The 14,570-nt window shown below is 37.0% G+C and carries 18 protein-coding genes; 1 reads left to right on the top strand and 17 read right to left on the bottom strand.

What is annotated here, in order from left to right; all coding sequences use genetic code 11:
* Window positions 1-150: 150 nt before the first annotated feature.
* From panD to ACSVDH_RS18415, 10 genes are all read right to left on the bottom strand, one after another.
* Window positions 151-534, bottom strand: a complete 384-nt coding sequence (gene panD, locus ACSVDH_RS18370) for an aspartate 1-decarboxylase (protein WP_299094143.1) — start codon at window positions 532-534, stop codon at window positions 151-153.
* A gap of 44 nt (window positions 535-578) precedes the next feature.
* On the bottom strand, window positions 579-1,424 hold the full coding sequence (panC, locus tag ACSVDH_RS18375) for a pantoate--beta-alanine ligase (protein WP_439251012.1): 846 nt from the start codon (window positions 1,422-1,424) through the stop codon (window positions 579-581).
* Window positions 1,421-2,260: a 3-methyl-2-oxobutanoate hydroxymethyltransferase gene (gene panB / locus ACSVDH_RS18380; RefSeq protein ID WP_439251010.1), complete on the bottom strand. Its 840-nt coding sequence runs from the start codon at window positions 2,258-2,260 to the stop codon at window positions 1,421-1,423. The genes panC and panB overlap by 4 nt, the downstream gene beginning before the upstream one ends.
* 396 nt (window positions 2,261-2,656) lie before the next feature.
* The gene (locus tag ACSVDH_RS18385; RefSeq protein WP_439251008.1) at window positions 2,657-3,637 is read right to left on the bottom strand and encodes a biotin--[acetyl-CoA-carboxylase] ligase; all 981 of its coding nucleotides are present in this window, start codon (window positions 3,635-3,637) and stop codon (window positions 2,657-2,659) included.
* A complete protein-coding gene (locus ACSVDH_RS18390; RefSeq protein ID WP_299094148.1) occupies window positions 3,607-4,821 on the bottom strand; it encodes a CCA tRNA nucleotidyltransferase in 1,215 nt (404 codons plus the stop codon). The genes ACSVDH_RS18385 and ACSVDH_RS18390 overlap by 31 nt, the downstream gene beginning before the upstream one ends.
* A 50-nt stretch (window positions 4,822-4,871) precedes the next feature.
* Window positions 4,872-6,005 carry an N-acetyl-alpha-D-glucosaminyl L-malate synthase BshA gene (bshA, locus tag ACSVDH_RS18395; protein WP_299094150.1) on the bottom strand — a complete coding sequence of 378 codons (1,134 nt, stop codon included), beginning with the start codon at window positions 6,003-6,005 and terminating at the stop codon, window positions 4,872-4,874.
* Window positions 6,002-6,715: a bacillithiol biosynthesis deacetylase BshB1 gene (gene bshB1, locus ACSVDH_RS18400; RefSeq protein WP_439251005.1), complete on the bottom strand. Its 714-nt coding sequence runs from the start codon at window positions 6,713-6,715 to the stop codon at window positions 6,002-6,004. Before bshB1 ends, bshA begins: the two co-directional genes overlap by 4 nt.
* Window positions 6,716-6,835: 120 nt before the next feature.
* The gene (gene mgsA, locus ACSVDH_RS18405; RefSeq protein WP_299094153.1) at window positions 6,836-7,246 is read right to left on the bottom strand and encodes a methylglyoxal synthase; all 411 of its coding nucleotides are present in this window, start codon (window positions 7,244-7,246) and stop codon (window positions 6,836-6,838) included.
* A gap of 14 nt (window positions 7,247-7,260) precedes the next feature.
* The gene (dapB, locus tag ACSVDH_RS18410; RefSeq protein ID WP_299094154.1) at window positions 7,261-8,058 is read right to left on the bottom strand and encodes a 4-hydroxy-tetrahydrodipicolinate reductase; all 798 of its coding nucleotides are present in this window, start codon (window positions 8,056-8,058) and stop codon (window positions 7,261-7,263) included.
* Between the two features lie 50 nt (window positions 8,059-8,108).
* Complete coding sequence (locus ACSVDH_RS18415; RefSeq protein ID WP_299094155.1) at window positions 8,109-8,435, bottom strand: nucleotide pyrophosphohydrolase; 327 nt, start codon at window positions 8,433-8,435, stop codon at window positions 8,109-8,111.
* A gap of 148 nt (window positions 8,436-8,583) precedes the next feature.
* On the opposite strand from ACSVDH_RS18415, the gene ACSVDH_RS18420 reads away from it, so the two are divergent.
* Window positions 8,584-9,456, top strand: coding sequence for a YitT family protein (locus tag ACSVDH_RS18420; protein WP_439251002.1), 873 nt, complete (start codon window positions 8,584-8,586; stop codon window positions 9,454-9,456).
* Between the two features lie 137 nt (window positions 9,457-9,593).
* Here ACSVDH_RS18420 and ypjB read toward each other — a convergent pair whose 3' ends face one another.
* From ypjB to ACSVDH_RS18455, 7 genes are all read right to left on the bottom strand, one after another.
* On the bottom strand, window positions 9,594-10,388 hold the full coding sequence (gene ypjB / locus ACSVDH_RS18425) for a sporulation protein YpjB (protein WP_439251000.1): 795 nt from the start codon (window positions 10,386-10,388) through the stop codon (window positions 9,594-9,596).
* Between the two features lie 110 nt (window positions 10,389-10,498).
* Window positions 10,499-11,104 (bottom strand): lipoprotein heptaprenylglyceryl N-acetyltransferase LhaT, encoded by a 606-nt coding sequence (lhaT, locus tag ACSVDH_RS18430; RefSeq protein WP_439250998.1) that lies wholly within the window; start codon window positions 11,102-11,104, stop codon window positions 10,499-10,501.
* A gap of 145 nt (window positions 11,105-11,249) precedes the next feature.
* The gene (locus tag ACSVDH_RS18435; protein ID WP_299095704.1) at window positions 11,250-12,017 is read right to left on the bottom strand and encodes a menaquinol-cytochrome c reductase cytochrome b/c subunit; all 768 of its coding nucleotides are present in this window, start codon (window positions 12,015-12,017) and stop codon (window positions 11,250-11,252) included.
* 77 nt (window positions 12,018-12,094) lie between these two features.
* The gene (qcrB, locus tag ACSVDH_RS18440; RefSeq protein ID WP_299095701.1) at window positions 12,095-12,769 is read right to left on the bottom strand and encodes a menaquinol-cytochrome c reductase cytochrome b subunit; all 675 of its coding nucleotides are present in this window, start codon (window positions 12,767-12,769) and stop codon (window positions 12,095-12,097) included.
* A gap of 3 nt (window positions 12,770-12,772) precedes the next feature.
* Window positions 12,773-13,279, bottom strand: coding sequence for a Rieske (2Fe-2S) protein (locus ACSVDH_RS18445; RefSeq protein ID WP_299095699.1), 507 nt, complete (start codon window positions 13,277-13,279; stop codon window positions 12,773-12,775).
* 145 nt (window positions 13,280-13,424) lie between these two features.
* Window positions 13,425-13,877, bottom strand: a complete 453-nt coding sequence (locus ACSVDH_RS18450) for a YpiF family protein (RefSeq protein WP_439250995.1) — start codon at window positions 13,875-13,877, stop codon at window positions 13,425-13,427.
* Between the two features lie 119 nt (window positions 13,878-13,996).
* Window positions 13,997-14,539 (bottom strand): ReoY family proteolytic degradation factor, encoded by a 543-nt coding sequence (locus ACSVDH_RS18455; protein ID WP_299088364.1) that lies wholly within the window; start codon window positions 14,537-14,539, stop codon window positions 13,997-13,999.
* Window positions 14,540-14,570 lie beyond the last annotated feature (31 nt).

The raw sequence follows: 14,570 nt of genomic DNA on the forward strand, positions 1-14,570 counted from the left end.
AAACGATACCTTTACTATACCATAATTCAACATAAAAAAAGGACTGACTCATGACAAAAGACTGAATTCACCCCTATAAGATGAATTCAATTAGTTAAGAGTCAGACCTTATGATCATCATTAATAAATGCTGTATTTATAAATGCATCCTTATAATATTGTTGCGGCTGGTTCCTGACCTAATATCTCCACGATTTTATTATTTTCATCCATGATGGCAATCTTAGGCTTGTGCGATTGAACCTTATCTTCAGGGATTAGCGTATAAGTTAAAATAATGACGATATCTCCTTCTTGGACCAATCGTGCAGCTGCACCATTTAAACAAACAACACCGCTTCCTCTTTCACCTGGAATAATATATGTCTCAAATCTTGCCCCATTATTATTATTGACAATTTGAACCTTTTCGTTTGGAACCATTCCTACCGCATCGATTATATCTTCATCGATTGTAATGCTCCCGACATAATTAAGATTTGCTTCTGTTACACGAGCACGATGAATTTTGCCGTTTAACATTGTACGATACATTTTCTCTCCTCCAAACAAATAATACTGTCTATGATTTCAACTCTCTAAACTTCAATCGTTATATTATCAATTAGCCTTGCTTTTGTAAACTTGACAGCAACAGCAATGATGATCTTACCGCAAATGCTGTTTATTTCCTCCAAGCCAGGGTAGGACAATATTTCTACATAATCGATCATTCCATCTGTTTCTTTGGAGATCGTTAATGAAATCGTTGTTTTTATTTTTTCTTTATCCCGTTCCCCATGAGCTATTTTTTCCTTCGCTGCCAATAAACTTCTATAAATCGCTGGCGCTTGCTTCCGTTCCAATTCTGACAAATACACATTTCGCGAACTTTTTGCCAGCCCGTCCTCTTCTCTAACTGTTGCTACTGGCACTAATTCAATCGGAAAATGAAATTCTTGAATTAATCCATCCACAACGGCAACTTGTTGCGCATCCTTCATACCAAAATAAGCCCGATCAGGTTTGATAAGGTTAAAAAGCTTTGTAAGGACTGTTGCCACCCCATCAAAATGACCTTCTCTTGACTTGCCGCATAATACATTCACCCTTGACAGTACTGTAACTGTATATGAAGGTTTTTCAGGATACATTTCCGTTACACTTGGCAAAAATAGAAGATCTGCTCCTGCCTGTCTGGCAAGCTCCTCATCCCTTTTAGGGTTTCTTGGATATGAATCAAAATCCTCATTAGGTCCAAATTGCAGCGGGTTTACAAAAATGCTTAGAACAACAATATCATTTACTTTTCTTGCTTCTTCTAATAGCTTGATATGTCCTTCATGCAAATAACCCATTGTTGGTACAAATCCGATTGATTTCTGCTTTGTCTTATATTCATGTATATGCTTGATTAATTCCTTCTTTGTTGTGACAACATTCATTTTATTACTCCTCCGTATAAGCTTAATAGCTCTTCTTCCTTCATTTTAAATGAATGTTTTGCTTCAGGGAACGTTCTGTTTTTTACTTCTGTAATATAGTTGCTAATAGCTGTTTCAATCGGTTCAGCTATATTTACATATTGCTTAACAAACTTTGGTGCACGGCTTGAGCCGTAGCCAATTAAATCATGATAGACCAATACTTGGCCATCTGTTTGATTGCCGGCACCGATCCCAATCGTTGGAATCGTTAGTTGCATTGTAATTTCCTTTGCTAATTGTTGAGGAACACATTCTAATACAAGAGCAATTGCACCTGCATCTTCACACTTCTTCGCATCTTCAATTAGCTTTTTTGCAGCCTCCGCACTCTTTCCTTGAACCTTATAACCACCTAAAACATTTACAGTTTGTGGAGTTAAGCCGAGATGAGAAACAACAGGAATGCCGCTAAAAGTTAGTGCTGAAATAATTTCAGTAACACCGTCTGCTCCTTCAAGTTTAACAGCATTTGCCCCACCCTCCTGCATTAGGCGCGCAGCATTTTTCATCGATTCATCCTTTGAAAGATGATAAGACATAAAAGGCATATCTGTTACGATAAAGGTATCCTTAGCACCACGCTTGACAGCTTTTGTATGATGTACCATATCATCAACCGTAACAGAAATGGTTGAATCATATCCAAGAACAACCATTCCTAAAGAATCACCGACAAGAATCATATCTACGCCGGCTTTCTCAGCATCCTGTGCACTAGGATAGTCATAGGCTGTCAGCATCGTAATTGGTTCCTCATTTTGCTTCATTTTCATAAAATCTAATCTCGTTTTCATATTTCCCCTCCTAAAAAGTGCTATAAGATGTAACTGCCACTTTTAAACGGATAGTATCATAAGCTACATCCTACTAGTTTGCAGAAAAAATTGTGTTAGGAAAGGGGAGGAAATCACCGAATTCATTTTCCATTAAAGTAAAAAATCCTTCTTTCGACAAAGAAAGAAGGATTTGAGAGCATACTAAATAAATCGGTTTTCATCCCTCTGTCCTAGTCCTTTTTGGATCAAGGCAGAATATAAAGTCAACATACGTATTAATTGATTCTGCTTTTACTATTTACAAAACAGAATGGTTCATGAATCAATGTTCACTGCTAAGGTGTAGTTCGAAAAGATACTACCCATTTGAAAGTATAGCAGAAAATTCACTTCATTGCTATCATGTAAAACAAATTACTTCATTTCGATATCTGCAGAATAAATTCGCTCTATCGATTGATCATTCTTTTCAATTATCAGAACACCATCATCATCAATACCAATTGCTTTTCCCTCAATCGTCCCCTTGAGGGTTCTTGCAATGATGGTTTTTTGTAGACTAATTGCATAGCTCTCCCATAGAAGCTTAATCGGCTTAAATCCTTGAGATAAAAATAAAGAATAAAGCCCTTCAAATTTCAATAAGATGGTTTGAATAAATTGCGCTCTTTCCCAATCAGAACCTGTTTCGACCTTGATCGAGGTCGCCACATTTTGTAATTCTTCTGGAAAGTCTTCTTTTGTTTGGTTAACATTTATTCCTGTTCCAATGATAACTGAATGAACTTGATCTGCTTCAGCTTGGAGCTCTGTCAAAATTCCGACGATTTTTTTTCCGTTCAGCAATATATCATTTGGCCATTTAATATCCGGCTTGAGCGGGGTAAGCTCTTCAATGGCTTGGACAATCGCAACAGCGGTTAAAAGGGTGAGCTGCGGGGTTCGGTTAATCGGTATTTTCGGACGAATTATCATACTCATCCAAATTCCTGTACCACTTGGGGAATACCAAACTCTGGACATTCTTCCTCTTCCGCTTGTTTGTTGATCAGCAACGACAATTGTCCCCTCCGGTGCTCCTTCATTTGCTAGGCTTTGCGCGATTTTTTGTGTGGAGGTAACTGTTTCCTCAAAATGAATATTACGCCCCATTAGCTCGGTTTTCAGTCCTAGTTGAATTTCATTACTACTTATTTTATCGGGCTTTTTTGTTATCCGGTACCCTAATCTTCGCACCGCTTCAAGTTCATATCCTTCTTTTCTAAGCTCCTCGATATGCTTCCAAACCGCAGTTCTTGAGCAGCCGATAACTTCACTTATTTTTTGACCTGATAAAAATTCTCCATCTGCTTTTGAGAAGGCTTCTAATAGTTTTGATCGAAGTCCAGATTGCATGTCATTAGCCACTCCTTTATTGCAGACTTATTATTTTCTAGTTTCTTGGCTACGATTGCTTTTTCAATTTCAAAAATCACTTTTGAAACCCATGGGCCTGGTTTTTTTTTAAGAAAATCGATAATATCATGTCCAGTTACATTAAGCTGACTTTTGCTTTGAATTGGCAATTGTTGAAATCTATCAATAATTCTTTTTACATTACCCTCTACCTGCTTAGGGTCTATCATTAACGTACAAAGCCTTTCTACACTAACAGCTGTTTCAACCCCTGCTTCATATAATAAAAAGTCTGACCATTGCTTTTCTTTTACGATAGTTAAATAATCTATATTTTTCTTAACTGCCTTTATTAATTTATTAGGCAGTTTCCACTTTCTTAAAAACTCTTCAACCGATCTTGGCTGAATACAATTGGTAAATAATGACCAGTGCTCTATGTTCGTTTTCAAAACCCTCATGTCATAAGTAGAAAGCCGAATTAATTCGTCCTTTTTCCTTTCTAAACCAGGCAAATAAGAATGCATGTTTGTGTCTACAATCATCGCCAATGCCTGTTTTTGATTGACTCCCATTAACAGTTTTTCAATTTCAACTGTTTTCCTCTCAACGGAAATCTCCTTTAAAAGATGAGCATGATCACTTATAGCCTTTTTCGTTTTTGGACAGAGTGTAAATTGCAATTGACTAACAAAGCGAACTGCTCGAAGCATTCGCAACGCATCCTCATTAAATCTTTCTTCAGGAGAGCCAACAGTTTGAATAAGCTTCTCTGATAGGTGGGCTTTGCCATTAAAATAATCGACGATCTTGCCGTTTATATCCATTGCCATCGCATTAATGGTAAAGTCTCTTCTTCTTAAATCCTCAATTAACGAAGAAATATATACTACATGACTAGGGCGGCGGTTATCTACATATTCACCTTCTGCACGAAAGGTGGTCACTTCATATGGGGAGCCGTTATGCAGCACGATGATCGTGCCATGTTCCGCCCCGACATCAATTGTATGCTTAAATAGGTGTTGCACATCCACCGGTTTTGCAGATGTTGCAATATCAATATCACCAATTTGACGATTTAAGAGGAAGTCGCGCACTGCTCCACCGACATAATAAGCCTCATACCCCGCTTGATGTAATGTATCCAAAATTGTTCTTGCTTCAACAAAAGGGCTGTTCATTTTTTTAACTCCTTATTGATAAGGGAAAATAGAATGTCTAAATTTCATATTTAATGTCCCAGCAGGTCATAATAAATTGATTCATATTGGGAAACAATTTTATCTGAGTTAAAAAGACTTCTTGCTGTTACGATCGCATGGTCTGATATCTTCTGGTATAACTTTTCATCTGTTAAAAGCTGTATTGCTCTGTGTGAGACTGTTTCAATATCGCCAACCTCACATATGTAGCCCGTTTCACCTTCATTAATAACCTCAGGTATACCTCCCGTATTTGCACCGATACATGGAACACCACAGGCCATTGCTTCTAATAACACTAAGCCAAAGCTCTCTTTCTCAGAAAGCAGCAACATGAGATCACTCAATGAATATAATTCCTCTAAGTTATCCTTCTTCCCTAAAAAAAGAACATTATCAATAAGACCTAATTCCCGAACAAGTCTGCTTACGTACGTCATCTCAGGGCCATCGCCTACTAATAATAGCTTTGCCTTTATCTTTCGTTGTATTAATTGAAAGGAATAAATAACATCCTGAACCCGTTTAACTTTTCTAAAATTAGAAACATGAATAATAACCTTTTCATCATCACCAATTCCGTATTCTCTCTTAAGATGTGCTGCATCTTTTTTATGGTAAACACGGTCATCGATGAAATTATAGACGGTTTCAATCTCTTTATTCGGCTGTATTAAGTCATATGTCTGATTTACTAATGCATTAGAAACAGCGGTAACCTTATCTGATGCTTCAATCCCAAAGCGGATTAAATCGGAAAGGGATTGATCATAGCCTAAAACTGTAATATCTGTTCCATGCAGTGTTGTCACAATTTTCAGGTTATCAGCAACCATTTGTTTCGCTAAGTAAGCGCAGATGGCATGAGGGATCGCATAATGAACATGCAATAAATCCAATTTCTCTCTTTTTGCTACTTCAGCCATTTTACTTGCCAATGCTAAATCATATGGCGGATATTTAAATACTGAATATTGATTCACTTCTACTTCATGAAAGGTAATATTGCAATAAACCTTATTCAAACGAAACGGCAAGCTTGAGGTGATAAAATGGATTTCATGTCCGCGTTCAGCAAGAAGCTTTCCCAGTTCTGTTGCGACAACTCCTGACCCGCCAACAGAAGGGTAACAGGTAATGCCGATTTTTAATTTTTTTTTCATTTTCCTTCACCTATCAAATCTGCTGAAAGCAAGATTGGTTTTTTCGTTTTAAATCCTTCTGCATACAACACCCCAGCCTCTTTACCAAATAATCTTTCCCGGCTCTCAACCGTTTCAATATAACCGTTTGTTAATGGAGTATCAGCTGAGCCTTCAACCTTTTCAAATTGGCTCTTATATGCTCTCAGGCTTGCCATCTTTTTGTCGATTGAATCGGTTATATCAATCACGAAATCCGGCCTGTGAAATCCGTTAATCATATAAAAATGAAGGACTTGAACACGATGTGAAGGATAGCCAAGAGCATCCTTATAGTTGCGTATACCTGCAGAGAAAACTGCTTCCTCAACTAGTTTTGCACAGTGACCATGATCCGGATGACGATCTTCAAAATATGGTGCAAAAACAATAGTAGGCTGACATTCTCTTATCACCGTAACAATTGAGTGAATAGCAGCTTCTGTTATGTATAGACCACGATCTGGTAATGATAGTTGGATTCTTTTAGTAATACCTAAAATTTCACCTGCATTTTTTGCTTCTTCTTGACGGATTGTAATCGTCCCATTTGAGGAAAGCTCTGCTTTTGTTAAATCACATATACCAATTTTATAGCCTTTATTTGTATATTTTGCAATCGTTCCGCCCATCCCTATTTCTACATCATCAGGATGTGCTCCAATTGCAAGAATATCTAATTTCTGACTCATGTGCTTCTCCTTCGTTTATATAAAGGTTAAGGGAGTGATTTCATCATTTAGAGAAGTTTTCCACTCCCTGTAGCAGATAATAGCATGAAAGCAATCATACAGTTTATCAAAACAAACAACTTATTTATTTTCTTTGGAATGAATGACATCTCTCCACTGTAGATCACCGCGTTCAAGACCGCGAATTAAAATCTCTGCTGTTCCCATATTTGTCGCAAGCGGAATGGAATAAACGTCACAAAGACGAATTAGTGCTGAAATATCAGGCTCATGCGGCTGTGCGGTTAATGGATCTCTAAAGAAAATAACCATATCCATATCGTTTTTAGCAATCAGTGCACCAATTTCTTGGTCTCCCCCAAGCGGACCAGATTGAAAACGGTGAATAGATAAACCGCTTGCTTCCTGAATACGTAAACCTGTTGTACCAGTAGCAAATAATTGATGATCTTTAAAAATAGGTTTATATGCCATTACAAACTGAACAAGATCTGTTTTTTTCTTATCATGAGCAATCAATGCAATCTTCATTTTAATTTTCCCCTTTATTCGATAATGTTTTCCAACCCATATACGAGTAAATCTACTTTCATCACATTTTCAACCGCTACTTTTACTCCTGACATAAATGAAGCGCGATTATAAGAGTCGTGACGAATCTTTAATGTTTGTCCATCTCCTCCAAACAGGACTTCTTGGTGTGCAATTAGTCCTGGAAGACGAACACTATGTAGACGAATACCTTGATAATTTGCACCGCGTGCACCTGAAAGAATTTCTTTTTCATTTGGATGCCCTTGTTGCTTTTCTTCGCGAACGGCTGAAATCATTTCAGCTGTTTTTAAACCTGTACCAGAAGGAGCATCAAGCTTTTGGTCATGATGTTGTTCAATGATTTCCACATCCTGAAAATACTTAGCAGCCATTTGAGAAAATTTCATCATTAATATTGCACCAATTGCAAAATTGGGGGCAATAATTGCACCGATTCCTTTCTCAACTGTTAATTCCTGAAGTTCCTTTAAATCCTCATCAGAAAAACCGGTTGTTCCGACTACAGGTCTTACACCATTCAAAAGTGCTTTTTTCGTATGGATTTTACCAATTTCAGGTGTCGTTAAATCGATAAGCACATCTGGGGACGTTTCGAAAAAGCATTTATCGATATCTGTATAGATCGGTACATCAACGTCAAACCCATCAATATCTTTCAAGCTTTTTCCATCATGCTTATGATCAACTACTGCTACTAATTCAAAGTGACTTGTTTCTTCAACAAGCTTAACAGCTTCACTTCCCATCCTTCCGCGGGCACCTGCAATAACAATTTTAATGTTTTCCATCAATCAAAACTCCTTTTATTATTAGAAATAAGCTTTTTTTCTTACATTGTTTAATCTTTTTTCGTCCAGCGGTCCTTGTCTCTTGTTTTAAATTTATTCATGACAAGGTCATGTGCTTTTTCTAAGTTTATATTTAAAGAGTTCGCAAGACATATGAGAACAAATAATACATCTCCAAGCTCTTCTTCAATTTCCTTTTCTTTTTCAGTTGCTTTTTTCGGTTTCTCACCATAGTAATGATTAATTTCTCTTGCTAATTCTCCGACTTCTTCGGTAATTCGAGCCATCATAGCTAATGGTGAGAAATAACCTTCCTTGAAACCACTTATGTATTGGTCAACCTCATTTTGTAGGTCTTTCACTGTCTTTTGCTCCAACTATATCACCTCATCTGCTTTTCTCTTCAATGTTAGCTAATACTTGTAAGATTTACAATTATTTCGTCATCATTTTTTCAAAATTTGCACCTTGACTCACGATCAACTATAATAGCTTTGCCATGATCGTAATTTGGGGAGGTATCTTATGCTAGGAGAAATACGCTTAAAAAACATCTTATTTATATTAATTGGATCCGCAATTTTTGCATTCGGTCTTGTGCATTTTAATATGCAAAATAATTTAGCCGAGGGAGGCTTCACCGGCATAACCCTTATGCTTTTTTTTCTCTTTAACTTCGATCCATCCATATCAAACTTACTATTAAATATACCATTGTTTTTCATCGGATGGCGCGTTTTAGGAAGAACTTCTTTTTTCTACACAATGATCGGAACCATTGGTTTGTCATTCTTTTTATGGATTTTTCAACGTTATCAAATTGATATGCCGCTTAATGATGATTTGACTCTTGCAGCTCTGTTTGCGGGGGTATTCCTTGGAATTGGCTTGGGGACGATTTTCCGTTACGGTGGAACAACTGGTGGAGTAGATATTATTGCAAGGCTGGCCCATCGTTCCTTCGGTTGGAGCATGGGAAAAACAATGTTTTTATTTGACTTATGTGTTATTACGTTATCTTTAATTACTTATTTATCCTATAAAGAAGCAATGTATACGCTTGTTGCTGTATTTGTCGGAGCACGCGTTATTGATTTTATGCAGGAAGGAGCCTATGCTGCAAAGGGTGCGACAATTATCTCCAGCCACTCTGAAGAAATTTCAAAAAGAATTATGGAAGAGATGGAACGGGGAGTTACCATTTTAAAAGGACAGGGCTCGTTTTCAAAACAAGATCGCGATGTTTTGTATTGTGTTGTTGGAAAAAATGAAATTGTAAGGTTAAAATCTGTGATTACAGCAGTCGACCCTCACGCGTTTGTTGCTGTAAGTGATGTCCATGATGTTTTAGGTGAAGGCTTCACATTAGATGAAAATAAAAAACCGTTGCAGCGTTAATTTTAGTCTGTGTTAATACATAATTTAAGGATTACTTTTTGTATTTGACCAAATCCTTAGCCACTTAGGAATTAAAGATGATAACAGAGGTTCATTCTTAAGTGGCTACTTGCAGATCAGCCCTACAGGTGCTATTTTTATTGCTGATTATTTTTCTCCCTTCTTGCCGCTTTTTCCCTTTCTCCGCGGTATTTTCTCCAGCCTGCATATGATAATGATAATAAAATGACACTTCCTGTTGAAATCATTACCCATAATAAAGAGGGATCTGCTTCATCCTCTTTTACTCTCTCAAACAGAGATTTTAATTCTTCTTCCATAACAGTCAATTGCTTAACACGGCTCGATTCAGGGATTTCTTGAAAGAGGCGATCCTCAACAACTGAAATATGGGCATCCATTTCTTTTACCCGCTGGCTATCGAAATCAACCTGAATACTAGGGTAGATTACTTCATATAAAGCTAAAAATTCATTCCAATCATGTTGAAAGGACTGGGTATCTCCTACCTCCACATCCGTTTTCATTTGCGAAAAAGTCTCCATTATAGAGGACTCCATTGACCCCCATAATGGCTGATGCTCAGACACCATTGCATCCACGACAAGACGAAACTTAGTTAAAGAACGAACCTTTTCTTCAGTGCTTACTTTTTCATCCTCAACAATGTTTAGCGCGTTTTTATGCGTACTCGTTATCGTTCGTAGATGTTCAAGAGATATATACTTTCGATCAATCTGTATTTCATCAAATTTTACAGCAAAATATTCAAGTAATTGGGCAGATTCGCTAAATCTTTCTTGCTTAGCTAACTGTAATGCTGTGTCAGAAATTTTATTTAGTGCTTCCCAATCATATTGTTCTTCAGAAAATGCTGGTTTTATGTGAAACAGCAACATTCCAATAATGAGTGCAACTATCCATTTCTTCATCCTTGTCCCCCCTAGAACTTCTACTAAAAAACCTATGTCGAAATGGACAAGGATAGACCAAAATAATGAATGCGAGTGAAGGTTTTTTCAAATCCAAAAAAGCCTAGCAATTAAGAGCTAGACTGTGGCAACGATAATTTATAAGAATCTTTTTTTATTACTAAAAAATAAGCAATAAATAATGAAAAAATACTCAACCAAAATGTAAAGTAACCAATTTGAGTCATATAATCCATTAAGTCACTGTACCTAGGCATCATTCCAAAAACATAATCTATCACATCATTATGTAATGTCCAAACAGCCACAACAATTATATGCCAAGTTTTAAAGCGATAATACGGTGAATATAGCAACCCTTGCACAGCCATTCCAAAATGTGATGCTATGAGCATGTAACCTTCCCAAGGTAAACTCCCATTACTTATCAAAACGAGAATGTTCATTATAACCGCCCATATGCCATATTTAAAAAGAGTGACAATGGCCAGTGCCTCAATAAGGGGAAAATTAGTTCTCAGTAAGAATCCTAGTAAAACAATAACAAAGAAAAGGCTTGCTGTCGGGCTATCTGGAACAAAAATATAAAATTGTGCAGGGGTATCAGCTAATTGAAACCTATACCAATAATACCCATATACTGTTCCTAAAAAGTTAATTAAAAACATGATAGAAAGAATAGATTTTTGCCCTAATATATGCTGTATCATTTTCATTTTTTATATACCAGTCCTAAAGATTTTTATAACTTACTAATAAGGGGTTCCTGCAATAAGAGACTCAGGATAAAGAAAACATCCTCCTTATCCTATTTATATTGCAGCTCTTTACGTATAAAAAAAGCTGACAAATGTCAGCTTTTTATTTTGACTTAACACTAGAGATAAACTCTGATAATACTTTTAACTCTTCATCTGTCCCTTTAAAGACACCAGCTGGCATGGCACCTTGACCATTTTTAGCGATATCTGCAATTTTATCAGGTTCTAATCCATTATCAACAAGTGCTTTACCAGCAGCTCCGCCTTCTAAATTGTCACCATGACATGATATACAGCCTTGCTCCTGATAAAGTTTATAACCTTCTGATTCTTTATCGATATCTGCTTCAGCTTTAATCTTACCTTGTTCAGCAGCAGCTTCCCAGTCATGGGTAGCAACAGATTCCCAAGTTAAGTAAAATGTAGCAGCAATTCCTAGAAGCATCATACCGACAGCAATTGGGCGTTTAGCAGGACGTCGGTGCGGTCCGCGATCTAGGAATGGGGCAAGCATTAAAGCACCAAAAGCTAGACCAGGAATAACAATTGCTCCGATAACCGTATATGGACCAGATGCATAAGAATATTTTAACAATTGGTATAAGAATAAGAAGTACCAGTCTGGCAGTGGAATATAACCAGCATCAGTAGGGTCAGCCACACGCTCAAGCGGCGATGGATGAGCTACTGTTAAACATAAAAATCCAATTAAGAAAACAGCACCTACAAGCCATTCCTTTAATAGAAAGTTTGGCCAGAATGCTTCTGTTTTCCCTGGATATTCCGAGTAGTCCTTCGGAATATTAGGCTTCTTCTCTGCAGGAATACGAGAATCACCTACAAATTTCATACCTTTTCCGCGATGCATGATTTCCCCTCCTTACTAAGGTGGTATCCGATATCAAATGTTTGTATCGTTAGTAAATTTCTTTATGAAACTAGTTCTTATAGTGGACCAGAAATACCTTGTTTACGAATCATTATAAAGTGAGCGGCCATTAATCCGAAAAGTGCAGCAGGTAAAAAGAATACATGGATTGCAAAGAAACGTGTTAGTGTTTGAGCACCTACGATTTCTGGATGGCCAGATAATAATGTTTTAACAGTTGGTCCAATTAAAGGCACGGATTCAGCAATTTGCAAAGTAACCTTTGTTGCAAACAACGCTTTCATATCCCATGGCAATAAATAACCTGTTAAACCAAGACCAAGCATTACAAAGAAAATAAGTACGCCTACGATCCAGTTTAACTCTCTCGGTTTTTTATAAGCACCTTGGAAAAATACGCGCAATGTATGTAGGAACATCATAACAATAACGAGGCTAGCTCCCCAGTGGTGCATACCACGTACAATTTGACCAAAAGCAACTTCATTTTGTAAATAAAAAACTGATTCCCAAGCATTCTTAATATCTGGTACATAATACATTGTTAAGAACATACCAGAAAGAACTTGAATAACGGTTACAAAGAATGTCAATCCGCCAAAGCAATATACAAAGGCAGAAAAATGGTGTGCTGGGTTTACGTGTTCAGGAACTTCATGGTCAGCAATATCGCGCCACATCGGCGTAATATCTAGACGTTCGTCAACCCAATCATAAATTTTGTTAAGCAATCATTACGCCTCCCCTCGTGGTTTTGCTTTACCTAAGAATAAATAGCCGTCCTTAACTGCGCTTTCATAAACATCAAGCGGAGCAATTGGCGGTGTTCCCGGAACATTTGTACCATCTTTTTCATATCGGCCATAATGACATGGACAGAAAAATTGGTTCGGGTTAGCCGGATCGTTATTCCAACCAACTGTACAGCCTAAATGTTTACAGATAGGTGATAAAGCAGTAATTTTTTCACCCTCTTTAAAAACCCAAGCTGATCTCGTTTCTTCAGATTCATACCAAGCATCTTTTTGCTTGATTTTAAAGTCAAAGCGTTGAGGTTCTTCCGTTATTTCGTCAACTTTTACAACTTGTACTAAATCTGTCTCTTCTGCTGGTCGGAGCACAGGGTCAAGTGCGAAGCGAACCATTGGCATAAGCATACCTGCAGCCATGAAACCGCCTACACCAGTAAGCGTATAGTTTAAGAATTGACGTCTAGAAACTCGATGTTTTTTCTCGCTCATCATTTTCCCCCCTCTATCTTAAGCTAAAGTCCGTTTAGGACATACGGAAATGACATATAAAACTAGGACATACTCATGATATATCAATCTTTCCATGAGGTCAATAAAATCCTGAGTTGTAATCTTGGAAATGAAAAGGTTTTTATCAATTATTCCAAGATTGTAATAAAATGTTCAAAATTTGTTCGATTTGATCTTGTAAAAGCTTTCTCATCAGTTTTTCATCCATATGTTCAAACGGGACTGCCGGCAACCAAATAAGATTTTCCTTTAGCGGTTCACTGCTTGCGTTTTTTAACACTTCATCACTAGTCAAGAAAAAAACATGTTTAAATTCCTGCTTTATTTCAGTTTTCCATTCTAGTACATTTTCAATCACATTTGTTGAATTTTTCAAATAAGAAAATGAAGGAAACAAGAAAACTCTTCCTTTTAATTGTCTCTCAAGTTCATTGCAAACATACGTGATAAACTCACCTTTTGAAACAGTTCCTTTAAATTCAGATTCTAAGGCGACAGGAATTAAAGGAATGATTGCCGTATCTACATACTCTTTTGATTGATTGTACACATCAACATCACTTAAAACCCACTTCATGTTTTCCACTCCCTATCTTTAATTAACAATAGATCTATTATAATGCTTGTTCTACAAATTGTTAAACTTAAAAATGAAAGGAGCTGATAATCTTCATCAGCCCCTTTCACGAAACAGTATTATTTTTTTAGTTCTAATAATCGCTGGGTTAATCTTTGGAATTCGTCTTTGTCCTGACGGTCAAGTGCTTCATCAATTAATTGCAAAAGCTTTTCTTTTTGGAATGTTTGCAAGGAGTGTTCAAGCACCTGTTCAGCAACTTCCCGATCCTTCTCATTTCCATGGAGGTGTTCCGGCATAAACGGATTTGATTCTAAAACAGCTGCGTAGTGCGGTGATTGATAAGCAGATCTAAAATTAAGTTGAATAAAAAGCTCTTCGTCTTTATTTAAACGTATATCATGGAAAGATTTTTCCGCATCTGTTGTCATCACATTTTCTTTATAAAAGCGAAAAGGAACTTCTTCAACACAATGCGTTGACATGATTATTCCCCGCGGGCAGTATTGTGCTTGTTCCACAAAGTGAACTTTTTCCATTAGGGTATCATGACTCATTAAATAATTTAAAATCCAGACACATTCTCTTCTTTTCAGTTGATAATGGTTTAAAAACCACCTGATAAAATCTTTCTTTTCGTGGACAGATACAGGGGCCACCATAGAATTCCCTCCTCTGCAGTACAGTTTATTC

Source organism: Metabacillus sp. Hm71 (genome assembly GCF_051842955.2).
Taxonomy (GTDB): Bacteria; Bacillota; Bacilli; order Bacillales; family Bacillaceae; genus Metabacillus.